Source organism: Halomicrobium urmianum (assembly GCF_020217425.1).
In the GTDB taxonomy this organism is placed as follows: Archaea; Halobacteriota; Halobacteria; order Halobacteriales; family Haloarculaceae; genus Halomicrobium; species Halomicrobium urmianum.
Map to the genome: position 1 here is coordinate 487,074 of NZ_CP084090.1, position 16,765 is coordinate 503,838.

The window sequence follows — 16,765 nt, forward strand, 5'->3', positions numbered from 1 at the left end:
CAACGGATATATCGGGCTCCGACGTACGCGACTGCCGGAAGCGGCACGCGCCAGCGACGGCGGAACGGTCGCCTCAGCCGCCGATACCGGTTCGTCCGGGCCTGTTTCGATCGACCGGGACTGCGACCCGACGGAGGCGCGGTTCGGATCGAAACACCGGATCGGGCGGTTCGCCGGGAGAGAGGTTTCGAAGCGTGATCACGACGGCGGGCGACGCTGGACCGCACGGTCTGTACTGGACTGGCGGTCCGGGTGCCCGGCCTTCACCAGGGAAGCGTCCGATCGAGGTCCGCAGATTCCCGTCGCCGGAACTCCAGGCAGAAACCCACGACGAAACGCGGCGCGGCCTGTAGTGATCGGAAGAACGCCCGCGGTCGGTCGCACGGAGACTGGAACGCTCCCGAACGAAGCGTCGATCGAGTCGATAAACCCGACAGCGCGATACAGAATCTGGTTCGGCCTGATTCAGCGCTCGATCGTCACGCTGTCGCGGAGGTCCCGGGAGGTCCGGCCGACGTGGACGGTGAACTCGCCGTCGTCGATCGTCCAGCCCTCGTCGCCGTCGTAGCGGCCCAGCGCGCTCTCGTCGAGGGTCAGTTCGACGGTCTCGGACTCGCCGGCGGGGACCTCGACGGCCGCGAAGCCGGCCAGTTCCCGCGGCGGTCGTTCGAGGTCGTCGGGGGCGTCGGGCGCGGCGACGTAGGCCTGGACGACCTCGCGGCCGTCGCGGTCGCTCACGTTTGCGACGTCGACGTGGACCGTCCGGTCGCCGGTGACCTCGGCGTCGCCGTAGCGGAACTCGGCGTACGAGTCGCCGTGGCCGAAGGGATAGGTCGGGTCGACGCCGGTGGCGTCGAAATGGCGGTAGCCGACGAGCAGGCCCTCGTCGTAGCTGGCCTCGCGGTCGACGCCGGGATAGCGGCGCTCGTCCGCGGTCGGGTAGTCCGATTCGGGGGCGAACGTGACGGGCAGTCGGCCGCCGGGGTCCTCGTCGCCGTACAGCACCGCGGCGACGGCGTCGCCGTGGGCCTGGCCGGGGTACCAGGTCTGGAGGACGGCGGCGACGTCCTCGCGCCAGGGCAGCTCGACCGGGCCGCTGGAGCTGACGGCGACGACGGTGCGGTCGTTCGCGGCGGCGACGGCCTCGACGAGTTCGTCCTGCTCCTCGGGCAGGCTGAGGGCGTCGCGGTCGGCCGCCTCCGTCGCGGTGTCGCGCACGAAGACGACTGCGACGTCGGCAGCAGCGGCGGCCTCGACGGCGGCGTCGCGGTCGACGTCTCCTTCGTCGTCCTCGTCCTCCTCGCCGCCGCCCATGATGGCGTCGAGGAGCGTCACGCCCTCGACCCGCTCGTGGCCGCGCTCGACGGTAACCTCGCCGTCGGCGCGGGCCTCCACGCCCTCGACGGGGGACGTCAGGACGACCGGTTCGGTCTCCGAGGACCCGCCGCCGCCGAGCATCGCCTCGTCGACGTTCGGGCCGATCAGGACCACGTCGGCGTCGTCGGAAAGCGGCAGGACGCCGTCGTTCTCCAGCAGGACCGTCCCGTCGGCGGCGATGCGCTCGGCGAGCGCGCGGTGCTCGGGCGTGTCGACGCTCCCCTCGCCGCGATCGCCGTCGAGCAGGCCGACGCGCTCGACCTGTCCCAGCAGGCGCGCGACCATGTCGTCGAGTCGCGCCTCGGGCACCTCGCCCGACTCGACGAGGCGGGCAAGTTCGTCCCGGAAGTAATCACCGCGGTCCGGGTCGGGCATCCCGTCCTCGAACTGGTCGAGGCCTTCCGGCGGGTTGTCGCCCTCGCCAGGGGCGGCGTCGCCCTCGTCGTCGTCCGCCCCGTCCACGTCCGCCGTCCCGTCGGAGGCCTGTAGCTCCGCCATCGTGACGCCAGGCATCTGGAGGTCCAGTCCGCCGCTGGCGGCGTCGACGGTGTGCCGGGTGCCGAACCAGTCGGACATGACGAACCCCTCGAAGTCCCACTCGCCCTTGAGCACCTCCCGGAGGAGGTGGCGGTGCTCGCTGGCGTAGGTGCCGTTGATCCGGTTGTAGGCCGTCATGAGCGCGCCGGCGCCGGCCTCGACCGCGTCGCGGAAGGCCGGCAGGTACAGCTCCCGGAGGACGCGCTCGTCGACCTCGGCGCTGACCTCGGCGCGGTGGGTCTCCTGGTTGTTGGCGACGAAGTGCTTCGGCGTCGCCACCACGTCCTCGGACTGGATCCCCGAGACGACGCCGGCGGCGAAGCGACCGGAGAGGACGGGGTCCTCGCTGTAGTACTCGAAGTTTCGGCCATTGTGCGGCACGCGGATCAGGTTCAGGCCCGGCGCGAGCATGACGTCCTGGTCGCGGGCCAGCGCTTCCCGGCCCATCGCGCGCCCCTGCTCGTGCGCGAGTTCTGGTTCGAACGTGGCCGCCAGCGCGATGGAGGCCGGAAACGCGGTCGCCGGTTTCTCCGTGCGGACGCCCAGCGGGCCGTCCGCCAGCCGCAGCTCCGGGATCCCCAGCCGATCGACGCCGGGCACGTAGCCGGTGGCGTTGCCCTCCGGGTCGACCGCCCCGTGAGTGAGCGATACCTTCTCCTCCAGCGTCAGCCTGTCGAGCAGGTCCGCGACCCGCTCGCTCCGTTCGGTTGCGTCCTCCATACTGACTGATCAGTCAGTCAATCCTTAACCGTTGCGGGTACGGCCGTATCGACCCTGAACGACCGACTCAGGACAGCGGATTCGAGTCGAGGGCCTGGACCACGGCGATCGTCGCCAGCGCGACACCCAGCAGGACGACGGCGACGGGGAAAGCCGCGTCCAGTCCCCGCGTGGTGAACGCGACCCAGATCTGAACCGGCATGGTGCGGGGGTAGTACGCTAGCATGAGCGTGGCGCCGAACTCGCCGATGGCCCGTGCGAAAGCGAGCGTCGTCCCGGCCAGGACCGACGGGCGGACGAGCGGGAGCGTGACGCGTCGAACCGTCGACAACCGGTCCTCCCCGAGCGTCCGGGCGACCTCCTCGAGTCGAGCGTCGACGTCCTCGAAGGCCGTCTTGGCGGTGACGACGACGAACGGCGACGCGACGAACGTCTGCGCGAGGACGACCGCCGGGAACGACCGGGTGAGGGGGACGCCGAGGCCCGCGCCGACGCTGCCCAGAAGCGTGCCGGGGCCGACGACCGTCAGCAGCACCATCCCGCTGACGACCGGCGGGAGGACCAGCGGCAGGACGGCGACGGCGGTGACGAGGCCGGCGAGCGGCCCCTCGGAGCGAGCGAGCCAGTACGCCAGCGGGAGCCCGAACGCGACGGCCACGCCGGTGCTCACGGCGGCCGAGAGCACGGACGTGAGAGCCGCGTCGATCACGTCCGGCGACTGCAGCGACGCGAGCACCGCGGCCGGGGACCGCGCCGTCACGAGGGCGGCGAGCGGGACGAGGTAGTACGCCAGCAACACGGCGCCGGGGAGCAGCGCGATCGAGAGCCGGTCCCGGCCGCCGGTCTCACGCGAGCGCGTCGGGAGCATTGCCGGCGTACCGCGGGTAGTCGTCGGGGACCGCGAACCCGAACTCGTCGAGCGGCGCCGTCACGTGGGCCCGGAACGCCTCGTCGGCGGCGCGCGAGCGGTGCCTGACCGTCGACACGTACCGGATCGGTGCCCCGCGGACGACGCTACCGTCGGGCAGTTCGTAACTGGCGGTCGCGTACTCGCCGGTCCGGTCCGGGTCGCTGAGATCGATCGCTGCGGGCAGGTCGACGTAGTCGTACCCCCGGCTGACGGCCATGCTCCGGTAGGTGACGGCGGCGTCGACGCCGCCCGTCTCGAACTGTCCGAGCAACTGCGTCTCGGGGTAGATCTGATCCCTGCCGGTGACGGCCTCCCGCAGGTTCCGATCGAGCCCGTAGTAGTCCGTCGCGAGTTCCAGCGCGAACAGCGTCCGGTACCCGAGCGGGTCCAGATCCGGATCCGTTCGTCCCAGGGAGACGTCGTCGGACAGCAACGGGCGGAACCACGCCCCGGAGCCGGCCTCGGCGATCCGCCTCCCGGCGGCCGTGTCGTCGTGGGCGACGACGAGCGCGTTGGTCGCGAACGTCGCGTACCACTCGGGCGAGAGCGGCGACTCGAAGAGGACCGGGTCGGCCAGACTCAGCACGTCCGGGTCCCTGACCCCCTCGTCGACGAGGCGGGCCAGTTCCGTCGAGCCCCGCGCCTCGATCCGGAGGGGGACGTCGACCCGGTCGCGCAGTCCGTTCTCGAGCGCGTGGTTCAGGCTGCCGGCCGCGTGCAGCGAGACGGGCTGCTGGGCGCTCCGGCCGAGACATCCGGCGACCGAGAGCGCGCCCGCGACTCCGGCGAGGTACCGGCGGCGACGCACCGGCCTGGGTTGCATGCGCTGACGTTGCGAGGAGCCGGAGAAAAAGCTGTCCCCACGTACCACTGCGCGGGAATCCGGACGCAGGGCCGCGACCGTTTCCGGGGCGACTAAGCCGCGTCGCCGCCAACCCCCGCGCGTGACAGAGCGACGGACGCGCTTCGCGCTGGCGGGGATCGTCTTCGCGGTCCTGTTCGCCCAGGTGCTGCTGTACCCGGGAATCGACGCGCTGGTGGCCGCGCTGGGCGCCGACGCGGCGCTGTCGGGAAGCATGTGGTTCCTCGCGGCGGAGTTCGCCGCCTTCGTCGCCTTCGCGGGCGTGTGGGGCGCCGCCAGCGACGCCGTCGGCCGGCGGGCGCCGCTGATCGCTGCCGGGGCCGTCGGCGGCGCCGCGGGGTACGCGACCCTCGCCGCGATTCCGCAGCTGGGCGGCGCAAGCTTCCTCGCTATCCTCGGCCTGCGCGTCCTCCAGGGGGCGAGCACCATCGGTGCCTTCTCGCTGTCGATGACGATGCTGCTCGACCTCGACGGCGGCCAGGGGAAGAACATGGGCGCCGCGGGCATCGCCATCGGCTCCGGGACGGCGCTGGGCGCGCCGCTGGGCGGCCAGCTGTACGAGGTCGGCCCGCTGGTTCCGGTGACGGCCGCCGCCGGCCTCCTCGCCGCCGTGGCCGTCGCCGCGCTGCTCGTGGAGGACCGCGCGCCGGAGAGCAGGGAGGGCGTCGGCGCGATTCTGGCCTCCGTGACCGATCGGCCCGCGCTGGTCGTGCCCTACGCCTTCGGCTTCATCGACCGGTTCACCGCGGGCTTCTTCGCGCTCGTGGGCACGCTGTACTTCCGGACCGCGTTCGACCTGAGCACCGGCGCGACCGGTCTGATGCTGGCGCTCTTCTTCGCCCCCTTCGCGCTGTTCCAGTACCCCTTCGGGACGCTCTCGGACCGGATCGGCCGGACGATTCCAGTCGTCCTCGGATCGGTCTGCTACGGGCTGGTCGTGATCGGCGTAGGCCTCGCGCCGACGGCGGTACTGGCCGGCGTCGCGATGGTCGCCGTGGGCGTCGTCGGCGCGCTGATGGCGCCCGCGACGATGGCGCTGGTCGGCGACCTGGCGCCGCCGGACCGCCGTGGCGTCGCGATGGCGGGGTTCAACGTCTTCGGCAGCGTCGGCTTCCTGGCCGGCATCCTCGGGGGCGGCACGGTCGCCGACGTCTACGGGTTCACGGCGGCGTTCGGCGTCGCCGGCGCCACGGAACTGCTGGTAGCGCTCGTGACCCTGCCGGTCTTCCTCCGCCTGCGACTGCCCCGTCCAACCGCCAAGTAGCCGGACGGGTCGGCCGGAACGGGGACCGACCGACACGCGGGTATATGCCCTTCGAGGACGTACGTGGCCGCATGGCAGAGGAAGTCCTCTTCGAGACGGAATCGACCCGGTCGCGGGCGGACGTGGCCGCGTACCTCCGGACCGTCGCCGACAGGCTCGAGGACGGCGACGCGCTGTCCCTGAACGCCGGCAACCAGTCCGTGACGCTCGACCCACCAGAGACCGTCGAGTTCGAGGTGAAAGCGGAGCGGGAGAACGGCGAGCGCAGCGTCGAGTTCGAACTGGAGTGGGACGAGGACGGGGGCGAGGCGACCGGCGGCGACCTGACCATCGAGTGACGCGGCCGAGGAGGGAGACAGCAGCCGAGGGAGCGCAGTAGCCGCGGCTGTCCCAGTTACTGTAACGAACGTCTCTCCGGTACGCGCGCGAAAGCAAGCCATTTGGCGGGGCCGCGCCGAGAGGGTGTATGGACCTGCTGGGCGCCCTGCGCGAGGACGAGGCCCGCGTGGGGCTGTTCGTCGACGGGCCGAACGTCCTCCGGTCGGAGTTCGACGTCGACCTCGACGACGTGCGAGCCGTCGCCGGGGAACACGGCCGACTGGCCATCGCGCGCCTGTACCTGGACGAACACGCGACGCCGAGCCTCATCCAGGCCGGGGAGGCGCGGGGCTTCGAGGTGGTGACGACGAGCGGCGACGTGGACGTGCGACTCGCCGTCGACGCGACGGCGGCCGCCATCGACGACCGGATCGACGTGCTCGCGGTGGCCTCGCGGGACACCGACTTCAAGCCGGCCCTCGAGTCGGCCGCCGAGCGCGGCGTGCGGACGCTGGCCATCGCGCCCGGCGAGCACGGCCGCTCGGACGCCCTGCGGAACGCCGCCCAGGACGCGGTGACGCTGGAGGACGTCTAGGCGTCCGCGGCCGCGCGCGGGCCGCCACCGTCGCCGGTGACGACCGCCGACCGCTGACGAACCGCTTTTCCCGCCGTCGCCCGCACCTCCGCACATGGACGAACTCGACGTGCCCGTGCTGGACAACCACCTCCACCTCGACCCCGTGAACGGCCGCGGGGTCGAGGCGGTCGAGGAGTTCGTCGACCGCGGCGGAACGCACCTGCTCGTGCTGAACAAGCCCTCCTGGAACCTCGTCGAGGCGGCGACCGACGCGGAGACGTTCCGCGAGGGGTTCGACCTCACCGTCGAGGTGACCGAGGCCGCCGACCAGGTGCTGCCCGGTCGGGCGTGGCCGGTGCTGGGCGTCCACCCGGCGCTGATCTCGAAGCTGGTCGAGGACGGCTACGAGCCCGGGGAGGCGAGGGACGTCATGCAGGCCGGCCTGGACGTCGCCGCGGAGTACGTCGCCGACGGGCCCGCGCTGGCGATCAAGTCCGGCCGGCCCCACTACGACGTCGACGACGACGTCTGGGCGGCCTCCAACGAGGTGATGCGCCACGCCTTCGAACTGGGCGCCGAGGTGGGCTGTCCGGTCCAGCTCCACACCGAGGGCGGCGAGGACTTCACCGAACTCGTCGAGTGGGCCGAGGCGGAGGGCCTGTCCCGCGAGCAGGTGGTCAAACACTTCTCGAACGGGTCGGTTCGCGGACCGGTAAAGAGCGTCATCGCGAACAAGGACGACCTCCGGGACGCCGTCGAGAGCGGCGACCCGTTCCTCATGGAGACCGACTACATCGACGACCCGGACCGGCCGGGCGCCGTGCTCGGCCCGAAGACGGTGCCCCGGCGGGTCAGGTGGCTCCTCCAGGAGGGCCACGAGGACGCCGTCCGGCGAGCCCACGTGGAGACGCCGGCGCGGGTGTACGGGATCGACACGGAAGCGACGCTGTCGTAGGCGGCGTGAGCGGGGAAGCGCGCGTCGACGACTCGTCGACGCGACTCAGATCCGGTCGGTGACCTCGTCGAGGACGGCCGTGTCCACGAACAGGATGACGTGATCGCCCGGCTGGATCACGGTGTCGCCCCGCGGCGTCACGAGCTGTCCGCCGCGGGAGATTGCGCCGACGACGACCCCGTCCGGGAGGTCGCCGACGGCCTCCTGGATGGGGCGGTCCGCCAGCGTGCTCCCATCGCCGATCTCGATCTCGACGACCTCCGCGCGGTCGTTCTCCAGCATCGCGATCTTCTCGGTCTGGCCCTCGCGGGTGAACCGGACGATCTCCTCGGCGGTCTCCTGCCGGGGATTGACGGCGATGTCGACCCCGACCGTCTCGAACAGGTCGGCGTACTCGGCCGTCTCGACGACGGCGATGGTCCGCTCGACGCCGATGCGGTCGGCCAGCAGCGAGACCAGCAGGTTCTTCTCGTCGCTGTCCAGCGCGGCGACGACGACGTCGGCCTCGTCGACGTGTTCGCGCATGAGGAACTCCGCGTCGGTCGCGTCGCTCCGGAGGACGGTCGTCCGCGGGAGCCGCTCGGCGAGGTCGCGGGCTCGATCCTGGTCGCGCTCGATCAACTGCGGGCGGAAGCCGTGCTCCTCGAACAGGCGAGCCGTCTGGTAGCCGATCTCGCCGCCGCCGAAGATTACGACTTCCTCCGCCCCCTCGTCGCCCGGTTCGGCGACGGCGTCAGAGAACTCCCGCAGCGAGTCCGGGCTCCCGATGACGACGACGCGGTCGCCGATCCCGAACCTCGTCGAGCCGGTCGGGATGACGACCTCGTCGTCGCGGAAGACGGCGGCGAAGGTCAGCGACGAGTACCGGTCGGCGTCGCTGACGGTCTGGTCGGCGATCTCGCTCTCGGCGGTGATCTCGAACTCCGCCATTCGGACGATGCCGCCGGCGAAGGTGTCCACGTCGTGGGCGCCCGGGACGCCGGTGACGCGGAAGATCGCCTCGGCGGTCAGCAGGTCCGAGCAGACCATGAAGTCGACGCCGAAGGCCCCCTCGGCGTTCTGCCAGGTGGCCAGGAGGTCCCGGCGCTTGACTCGCGCGACGGTGAACGGGTCGCCGGCCGTCTTCGCGGCCCCGCAGGCCACGATGTTCGTCTCGTCGACGTCCGTGCTGGCGATCAGCATGTCGGCCCGCTCGACGCCGGCCTCGTGCAGCACGTCCATGTCGGTACCGTCTCCGTGGACGGTCAGCACGTCCAGCGAGTAGGTCAGTTCGTCGACCAGGTCTCCGTCTCGCTCGACGACGACCACGTCGTGTGCGTTCGCGAGGTTCGCGGCGATGGACTGGCCGACCTCGCCAGCCCCGATGACGATCACGCGCACGCGGACCACTCCCGATACATGGACAGTGATTCGGCAGGTTCGGGCAAGTGGGTTTCGGAGTCACCGGACCGACAGGATCCTGACGGGATCGCCGATCACCGGCCGTCGAGGCTGTTGACGAACAGCGCGAGGACGGGGACGATCTCCAGCCGGCCGAACCACATCAGCCCGACCATCAGGAGCTTCGAGGGGTCGGAGAACATCAGGTAGCTCCCGAAGGGGCCGAGCTTGCCGAAGCCGGGGCCGATGTTCCCGAGCGTCGCGATGGCCGCGCTGATCGTCTCGAGTATCGACAGTTGCAGGCCGATCCGGGCGGCGTCGAGGCCGATGAGTACCGTCGAAATCCCGAACACGAGCAGGTACAGCAGCGTGAACGCCATGATCCCGCGGACCGTCTCCTCGTCGATGACCCGGCCCGCCAGGCGAACCGGTTCCACCGCGCTGGGGTTGGCAGCGACGAACAGCTGTCGGCGTACCCCCTTCAGAACCACGATCCACCGGATCACCTTGACGCCGCCGCCGGTCGAGCCCGCCGAACCGCCCACGAACATCGCGAACAGGAGCACGAGCTTCCCGTGGGGTCCCCACTCGACGAAGTCGCTGGTGGCGTACCCCGTGGAGTTCAGCAGCGACGTGATCTGGAAGGCCGCCTGCCGCAGGGCGTTCTCCGTCACGCCCTCCGTCGCGCCGCCCAGTTCCAGGGCCGGTGCGGCGCCGCGGAACAGCAGGACGCCGGCGATCGCAGTCAGCACGGCGACGGCGCCGGCGTAGGCGCGGAACTCCGGATCGTCCGTCAGCGCGTCGACCTCGCCGCGGATCACGTGCCAGAACAGCGCGAAGTTGACGCCAGCGACGAACATGAAGGGGATGACGGCCCACTGGACCACCGCCGAGAAGGCGGCGACGCTGTCGGCCTCCGGCGAGAACCCGCCCGTCGGCAGCGTCGTGAACCCGTGGGCGATGGCGTTGTACAGGTTCATCTGGGGGGCCATCCCGGCCAGGTGGAGGCCGTACAGGACGAGGACGTACAGCAGCGTGAAACCGACGTAGATGAGCCACAGCGCCCGCGCCGTCTCGACGATCCGGGGCGTCAGCTTCTGGAGCTCCGGTCCGGGGGCCTCCGACTGCATCAGTTCGGCCCCGTTGACGGCCAGCTCCGGGAGAATAGCGATCATCAGTACGATGATCCCCATCCCGCCGAGCCACTGGGTGAGCTGGCGCCACATGAGCATCGCGTGGGAGTGGCGGTCGGTGCCGATCACCTCGAGCACCGTCGCTCCCGTCGTCGTGAATCCGCTCATTGACTCGAAGAGGGCGTTGACCGGACTCGCCAGTACTGACGCCGGCGTCGTGGGCTCCAGCAGGTACGGGATCCCGTTGCCCGCCAGCAGGTACGGGATGGTCCCGACGATAGCGACGGCCAGCCACGCGAGCGAGACCAGCAGGAGCGCCTCCCGCGGCCCGAGGTCGGGATCGGGCTCCAGCTGTTCGAGGGCGAGCCCGATCCCCGCAGTCAGCAGGATCGAGACGACGAACACCCAGACGTCGTCGCCGTAGACGACGGCCACGGCGAGAGGGACGAGCAGCGATAGCGAGAGGTACTTCACGATCGTCCCGACGAGGCTGACGCTGGCTCGCCAGTCGACCCGACACCGCGCTGCCAGTCCGCGCATTATCGTCTCTCCCCGTCGCGGTCACAATGAACGCTCCGGAACGGAACGACCGCCCGTACTCCCGCGTCGAGGAGAACGGAACAGTTACAGTCGCTCACGGGGAGTTCGTTCACATGTTACTACTCGGCGGTACGTCACGCGTAGCCGTGCCGAATCGACGAGTGCGAGCCGAGCGGGGGAAGCGATGACCGACCTCTTCGAGCGCGTCCTGCTCCCGATCGCGGAGAAAGAGGACGCGCGGGCGACTGCCCGAGCGGTGCGCGACCACCTCGACGACGGCAGTCGGGTGATCGCCGTGCACGTCATCGAGAAGGCCGGCGGCGCTCCGGACAAGGCCAGCGTCGAGCAGCGCGAACTGGAGGCCGAAGACGCCTTCGAGGCGATCCGCGACGGCCTCGGCGACGTCGACACCGAGATCCGGTACGGGACCGACGTCGCCGACACGATCTTCGAGGCGGCCGCGGACCACGACGTCAGCAGCATCGTCATCACGCCGCGGGGCGGCAGCCGGTTCGTCCGCCTGCTCACCGGCGACGTCGCGCTCGACATTGTCACCGAGTCCGATCGACCGGTCGTCGTCCTGCCGGACGCGAACCCCGACGGCGAGTCGAACGGCGAACCGACGAACGACGGAGGAGGCGATACCTGATGCCAGGAGGAACGCGGCCGGGAACGGGCAGTACCAGAGGTGAGATCGTATGAGCGACTCGACGCTCTCCGCCGCTCACGCGACCACCACAGGAGGTAGTCTTGTATGAGCGGCGGAGAGTCATCTCCGTCAGTCACGTGGTCACCACGGGAGGTGACCGTGTGTGACTGACGAAGATCTCGCCAAGGACCTCGGCCCCCTCGCAGCGCTGACCATCGGCGTCGGGACGATGATCGGGGCGGGCATCTTCGTGCTCCCGGGCGATGCGATCAGCCAGGCGGGCTCGTGGGCCGTCGGGTCGTTCGTGATCGGCGGTGGCATCGCGCTGCTGACGGCGCTGTCGGCCAGCGAGCTCGGTACCGCAATGCCCCGGTCGGGCGGCGCGTACTTCTACGTCAACCACGCGCTCGGGCCGCTGTTCGGCTCGATCGCCGGCTGGGCCAACTGGCTGGGACTGGCCTTCGCGTCCGCGTTCTACATGGTCGGATTCGGCCAGTACATCCAGAACATCTTCGGACTGGCCGGCGGCATCGACCTCGTCGTGGCGACGGTCGATCCGACGCTGCTGATGGCGCTGGCGGGCGCCGCGCTGTTCATCACGGTCAACTACATCGGCGCGAAGGAGACCGGTCGACTGCAGAACATCATCGTCGTCCTGCTGGTGGCCATCCTCGCAGTGTTCACGGTGGCCGGGGCGCTCCGGGCCGACGCGGCCAACCTGCCGGCGGGCAAGGGCTGGAACCAGATGATGACGACGACCGGGATCATCTTCGTCTCCTACCTCGGGTTCGTCCAGATAACGAGCGTCGGCGAGGAGATCAAGGACCCGGGCAGAAACCTCCCGCGGGCGGTCATCGGGAGCGTGGTGCTAGTGACGGCCATCTACGCGCTCGTGCTGGTGGCGATGGCCGCCGCGGTCGAGCAGGGCTTCATCGAGAGCGTCCCCGACGACGGCATCGCCGTCGTCGAGGTGGCGCACATCCTCCTGGGACCGATCGGTGCGAGCGCTATGCTCGTCGGGGGCCTGCTGGCGACCGCCTCCTCGGCCAACGCGTCCATTCTCGCGTCCTCGCGGATCAACTTCGCGATGGGCCGTGACCGGATCGTCACCCCGAACCTCAACGAGATCCACCCGCGGTTCTCCACGCCGTATCGCTCGATCGCCGTCACCGGCGTGCTCATCCTCGTGTTCATCGCCTTCGGCACCGTGGAGACGCTGGCGACGATGGGCAGCGTCCTCCACCTGATCATCTACGGCCTGCTGAACGTGGCCCTGATCGTCATGCGGGAGGCCGACCCCGAGGACTACGAGCCGGACTTCACGGTCCCGCTGTACCCGGCGACGCCGATCCTCGGCGCGCTGACGGCGTTCGCGCTCATCGTGTTCATCGATCCGGGGATCATCCTGCTCAGCGCGGTACTGGTCGTCGGCGCCGTCGCCTGGTACTTCGGCTACGCGCGCACCCGGACGACCAAGCAAGGGATCCTCTCGGAGTGGGTCCTCAATCGAGCCGATCGGATGCCCGACTCGGCCGTCTCCGCCGCGGCGAGCGTCAAGCCCGACGGCGGGCAGTACCGGGTGATGGTCCCGCTGGCCAACCCGGAGCACGAGACGGACCTGATCGAGCTGGCCAGCGCCATCGCCAAGCAGCGCGACGGCGTCGTCATCGCGACCCACGTCGTGCAGGTGCCCGACCAGACCGCCCTGCAGCGGGCCGCCGACGACCCCGACCGGTTCGACGGCTCCGGTGACCTCCTCGAGCAGGCCCGCGCGGACGCACAGACCTACGACGTCCCCATCGAGACGCACACCATCTACTCCCACCGCTCGTTCGAGGAGATCTTCGACGCCGCCACGACCCACGACGCGGACATGGTCGTGATGGGCTGGGGCGAGGACGCGCACGGCTCGCCCGGCCGCGCCGAGTCCGCGTTCGACGAGGTCACGCGGGACGTCCCCTGCGACTTCCTGCTGCTGCGCGACCGCGGGTTCGACCCCTCGCGGATCCTCCTGCCGACCGCGGGCGGCCCCGACTCCGACCTGTCGGCGACAGTGGCGCGACTGCTCGCGGACGAGTACGGGGCCGAGGTGACGCTGCTGAACGTCGCCGACGACCGCGAAGAGGGCGAAGCGTTCCTCTCGGAGTGGGCCGAGGAGCACGACTTCACGGACGCCGACCGACGCGTCGAGACCGGCGACGTCGAGTCGGCCATCGAGCGGGCGGCCGACGATTCCACGCTCGTCGTCATCGGCGCTACCGAAGAGGGGCTGCTCCGGCGGCTGGTCTCCGGGTCGCTCGTGCTCGACGTGGTCGAGGACGTCGACTGCTCGGTCCTGATGGCCGAGAAACACCGCGACCGAGGCGTCGTCGAGCGCCTGTTCGGGAACCGGTGACTTGCAGGTGATCGACCCGTCCCCGGATCACTCCGCGTCGGTTCGTGCGTCTCCGTCGCCGGTCATTTCAGTGAACGCCACTAGTGGGCCCATGTCCGGATCGCACTCCAGACGCGCTTTCCTCGCGACCGCGGCGACGGCCGCAGTCGGATCGCAACTGGCTGCCTCTGGGACAATCCGGAGTCCTCGGACGGCCACCTGTTTGTCGAGAACACCGCCACCCAGGAGTCGGCGATCGGCCTCACAGTGACGCCCGGTACCGACCAGGAAGGCGATCCCGTCGTGTCGGGCTGGTACCGGCTCCCCGCCGACACCGGCTTCCGGTACGACGAAGTTCTCGAGTCGGAGACCGCCTACACGATTCAGGTCCGGCGGGAGGACTCGGAGCCGCGCGACCGCGTCAACGTGACCGTCCCGACCTGTGAGAGCGGGAACGCCGGCCGCACGGTCAGCGTCAGGGCCCAGCCGGACGGCCTCGGCGTCATCCCGTGGGGATGCGAGGACTCCGACTACACCCTCCGCGAACTCGAGTACAGGAGTCCGGAGGAGTACGCCGTCGACCCGCCGGCGGGCACCGGCACCCCAACCGGAACGGGGAGCCCGACAGGAACGGATCCGCCGAACGGAACCGACGGCGGGTGACTCGTCGTCGGAACGGGCGTTACCCGTTTCCGTCGCCGTCCGCCGACAGCTCCGACGCGTCGGGCGTGGTCATGTCAGCCTCGATGGTCGCCCAGCCGTCGAAGTCCTCGGGCCCGCGGTCGCCCGTCGAGTAGTCGTAGGCGTCGCCGGGCGCGTTGTAGTTCATCACGCTCGGGTACGTCTCGTAGGGATACTGTGCGTCGATGCCGCGGTAGTCGTACTCCGTCAGGCCGAGCGAGTGGCCGAGTTCGTGCATGAAGACCTGTCCGGTCTGGTCGCCGCACTCCACGAGGAACCACGGCTCCAGCCAGCGCGCGAAGCCGGTCGTGTCCCCGTCGGCGGTCCGCGCCTCGTCGGCCAGCAGCGCGTAGTGGTACCCCTTGCCCTCGCGGTCGAAGTGCTCGTCCGCGTAGTCGCCGAGATCGTTGCTGTCGCCGGCCGGATCCGCGCCGTAGACGACGTCGGCCTCGGGCACCGTCTCGCCCTCGATCAGGTGCAGCGAGATGCCCTCGGAGCCGTCGGGATTGTCGACCGGCGACGTCTCGAACGCCTCGGTCAGTCGCGTCCGGGCCTCGCCGGAGAGCGAGCAACCCGGCGTGGAATCGACCTCGACGTAGACGTCCGTCCGGGTCGGGTCGGCGTCGGGCAGCGTCTCCTCCGCGTTCACCTCGGCGCCGTCGGGGAGTCCGTCACCGTCCGTGTCGGACTCGTTCGGGTCGGTGCCCAGTTCCCGCTCCCGCGCGTCCGAGAGTCCGTCGCCGTCGCTGTCGGTCGCGTTGCCGGCATCGGTCGCGTTCTCGTCCTCGGGAGCTCCCTCACCGCCCGACGCGTTCTCGGGATCGATCGCCTCCTCGAGGCCGGTCGTCGCGTTCGCCGGGTCGATCGCGCCGCCGCCCGACGCCCCGTCGTCGGCTCCGCCGCTGTCCGCTTCCGTCGCGGACTGGTCGCCGTCGTTCGTCGCCGACTCGTTCGTGCCGTTCGTCGTCGACTCGTCGGTCGCTGACGGAGTCGACTCGCCGCTTTCGTTCGTGGTCGATCCGCCGGTGTCGCCGGCCGCAGACTGGTCGTCGGTCGAAGTCGTCGACTCGTCCGCTCCGTCAGTCGCGTTTCCCTCGTCGCTCCCGGACTCGTTCTCCGGGGTGCCCTCCTGCTGGGCCCCCATCGCCGCGTCGCCGCCGTCGCTCTCGTCGGACGCGTTACCGGGGTCGTTCGGGTCCGTCGGGTCGGTGCCCTGGAGCCACTCCTCGCCGTCGCCGATCCCGTCGCCGTCGGTGTCCCAGTCGGCCAGGTTCGTGCCGATCTCGTCCTCCCGCTGATCAGACAGTCCGTCGCCGTCGGAGTCCGTCACGGACAGGTTCGAGTCGGGGTCGTTCGGGTCCGTCCCCCGCGCCAGTTCGTCGTAGTCGGTGTAGCCGTCACCGTCGGAGTCGCGCACGGGGAAGTCGTCGGCGTCGGTCGGATCAGTCCCGGCCTCGGCCTCGGCGGCGTCAGAGAACCCGTCGCCGTCCGAGTCCGCGTCACCCGCGGGCGTCTCCTCTGCGGGCGTCTCGGTCTGTGAGTCCGTCTGGTTCGCTGTCGTCGTCTCGGTCGCAGTCTCTGTCGTCGTCTCCGTCTCGGTCGCAGTCTCTGTCGTCGTCTCCGTCTCGGTCGCAGTCTCTGTCGTCGTCTCCGTCTCGGTCGCAGTCTCTGTCGTCGTCTCCGTCTCGGTTTCCGTCGACGAGTCCGCCTCCGTGGCCGTATCACTATCGGTCGCGGTCTCCGTCTCGGTCGTCTCCTCGGAACCCGGATCGCTCGGATCCGTCGGGTCGGTGCCCTGGAGGTACTCCTCGCCATCACCGATCCCGTCGCCGTCGGTGTCCCAGTCGGCCAGGTTCGTGCCGAGTTCGTCCTCGAGCTGGTCGGTCAGGCCGTCGCCGTCGGAGTCGGACACGGCCGGGTTCGAGTCGGGGTCGTTCGGGTCCGTTCCGCGCTCGCGCTCGTCGTAGTCGGTGTAGCCGTCCCCGTCGGAGTCGACCGGATCGGCGGGCTGGGCGGCCGCCGGTCCGGCCGCCAGCCCGACCAGCACGGCCAGACCGACGGCGACCGCCGCCCAGCGCACCTCGGCCCTCATCGGTGACCACCGTCCGTCCACCGCTCCGGTGGGGTCGGGTTCGTTCGTCCAGCGACGCTGTGTCCATCGTCAGTCCACGTCCCGCACCGCCTTCGGTGGGAAGGCATACGCCGCCCTCTGTGATTTTTGGGTATTGTTATTGGGCGGAAAACGCCGGTAACGTCGGCCTGTGGCGGTCGGCGAGGGAACGGCGTGGTGACGCCGGCCGTCGCAACTGTCAGCGTGGGTCAGACGGGAAATGCGACGTGAACGCCGGTATCGAACGGTCTTTCCGCGCGCTAAGCTCTGGTTACTGCCCGATACAGTCCGCCCTCGCTCCGGGACGCGTCGACCAGTCCGGCCGGATGGTCGTTCGATTCCGACGTCAGTCAGCGGCACCGGTGGCATCGAACGAGG

13 protein-coding genes are annotated in these 16,765 nt (G+C 70.3%); 7 read left to right on the forward strand and 6 right to left on the reverse strand.

Annotated elements, in window-relative coordinates; all coding sequences use genetic code 11:
- Window positions 1-465 precede the first annotated feature (465 nt).
- The 3 genes from LCY71_RS02355 to LCY71_RS02365 form a co-directional block, all read right to left on the reverse strand.
- Complete coding sequence (locus LCY71_RS02355) at window positions 466-2,634, reverse strand: beta-glucosidase (protein WP_225334760.1); 2,169 nt, start codon at window positions 2,632-2,634, stop codon at window positions 466-468.
- A 67-nt stretch (window positions 2,635-2,701) separates the two neighbouring features.
- Entirely contained in the window at window positions 2,702-3,502 is an 801-nt protein-coding gene (locus LCY71_RS02360) for an ABC transporter permease (RefSeq protein WP_225334761.1), read from the reverse strand.
- Window positions 3,480-4,367, reverse strand: a complete 888-nt coding sequence (locus tag LCY71_RS02365) for an extracellular solute-binding protein (protein WP_225334762.1) — start codon at window positions 4,365-4,367, stop codon at window positions 3,480-3,482. Before LCY71_RS02365 ends, LCY71_RS02360 begins: the two co-directional genes overlap by 23 nt.
- A gap of 121 nt (window positions 4,368-4,488) precedes the next feature.
- Between LCY71_RS02365 and LCY71_RS02370 the strand changes: the two genes are divergently transcribed.
- From LCY71_RS02370 to LCY71_RS02385, 4 genes are all read left to right on the forward strand, one after another.
- A complete protein-coding gene (locus LCY71_RS02370; protein WP_225334763.1) occupies window positions 4,489-5,670 on the forward strand; it encodes an MFS transporter in 1,182 nt (393 codons plus the stop codon).
- 71 nt (window positions 5,671-5,741) lie between these two features.
- Window positions 5,742-6,008: an amphi-Trp domain-containing protein gene (locus LCY71_RS02375; protein ID WP_225334764.1), complete on the forward strand. Its 267-nt coding sequence runs from the start codon at window positions 5,742-5,744 to the stop codon at window positions 6,006-6,008.
- Between the two features lie 128 nt (window positions 6,009-6,136).
- Window positions 6,137-6,583 carry an NYN domain-containing protein gene (locus tag LCY71_RS02380; protein ID WP_225334765.1) on the forward strand — a complete coding sequence of 149 codons (447 nt, stop codon included), beginning with the start codon at window positions 6,137-6,139 and terminating at the stop codon, window positions 6,581-6,583.
- 94 nt (window positions 6,584-6,677) lie between these two features.
- A complete protein-coding gene (locus tag LCY71_RS02385; RefSeq protein ID WP_225334766.1) occupies window positions 6,678-7,520 on the forward strand; it encodes a TatD family hydrolase in 843 nt (280 codons plus the stop codon).
- A 45-nt stretch (window positions 7,521-7,565) separates the two neighbouring features.
- Here LCY71_RS02385 and trkA read toward each other — a convergent pair whose 3' ends face one another.
- Complete coding sequence (gene trkA / locus LCY71_RS02390) at window positions 7,566-8,900, reverse strand: Trk system potassium transporter TrkA (RefSeq protein ID WP_225334767.1); 1,335 nt, start codon at window positions 8,898-8,900, stop codon at window positions 7,566-7,568.
- Between the two features lie 95 nt (window positions 8,901-8,995).
- The gene (locus LCY71_RS02395) at window positions 8,996-10,573 is read right to left on the reverse strand and encodes a TrkH family potassium uptake protein (RefSeq protein WP_225334768.1); all 1,578 of its coding nucleotides are present in this window, start codon (window positions 10,571-10,573) and stop codon (window positions 8,996-8,998) included.
- A 184-nt stretch (window positions 10,574-10,757) separates the two neighbouring features.
- On the opposite strand from LCY71_RS02395, the gene LCY71_RS02400 reads away from it, so the two are divergent.
- From LCY71_RS02400 to LCY71_RS02410, 3 genes are all read left to right on the forward strand, one after another.
- Window positions 10,758-11,222 (forward strand): universal stress protein, encoded by a 465-nt coding sequence (locus LCY71_RS02400; RefSeq protein WP_225334769.1) that lies wholly within the window; start codon window positions 10,758-10,760, stop codon window positions 11,220-11,222.
- Window positions 11,223-11,385: 163 nt separating this feature from the next.
- Window positions 11,386-13,617 (forward strand): amino acid permease, encoded by a 2,232-nt coding sequence (locus tag LCY71_RS02405; protein WP_225334770.1) that lies wholly within the window; start codon window positions 11,386-11,388, stop codon window positions 13,615-13,617.
- 246 nt (window positions 13,618-13,863) lie between these two features.
- A complete protein-coding gene (locus LCY71_RS02410) occupies window positions 13,864-14,259 on the forward strand; it encodes a hypothetical protein (protein WP_225334771.1) in 396 nt (131 codons plus the stop codon).
- A 19-nt stretch (window positions 14,260-14,278) separates the two neighbouring features.
- Here LCY71_RS02410 and LCY71_RS02415 read toward each other — a convergent pair whose 3' ends face one another.
- Window positions 14,279-16,369 (reverse strand): hypothetical protein, encoded by a 2,091-nt coding sequence (locus tag LCY71_RS02415; protein WP_225334772.1) that lies wholly within the window; start codon window positions 16,367-16,369, stop codon window positions 14,279-14,281.
- Window positions 16,370-16,765: the final 396 nt, after the last annotated feature.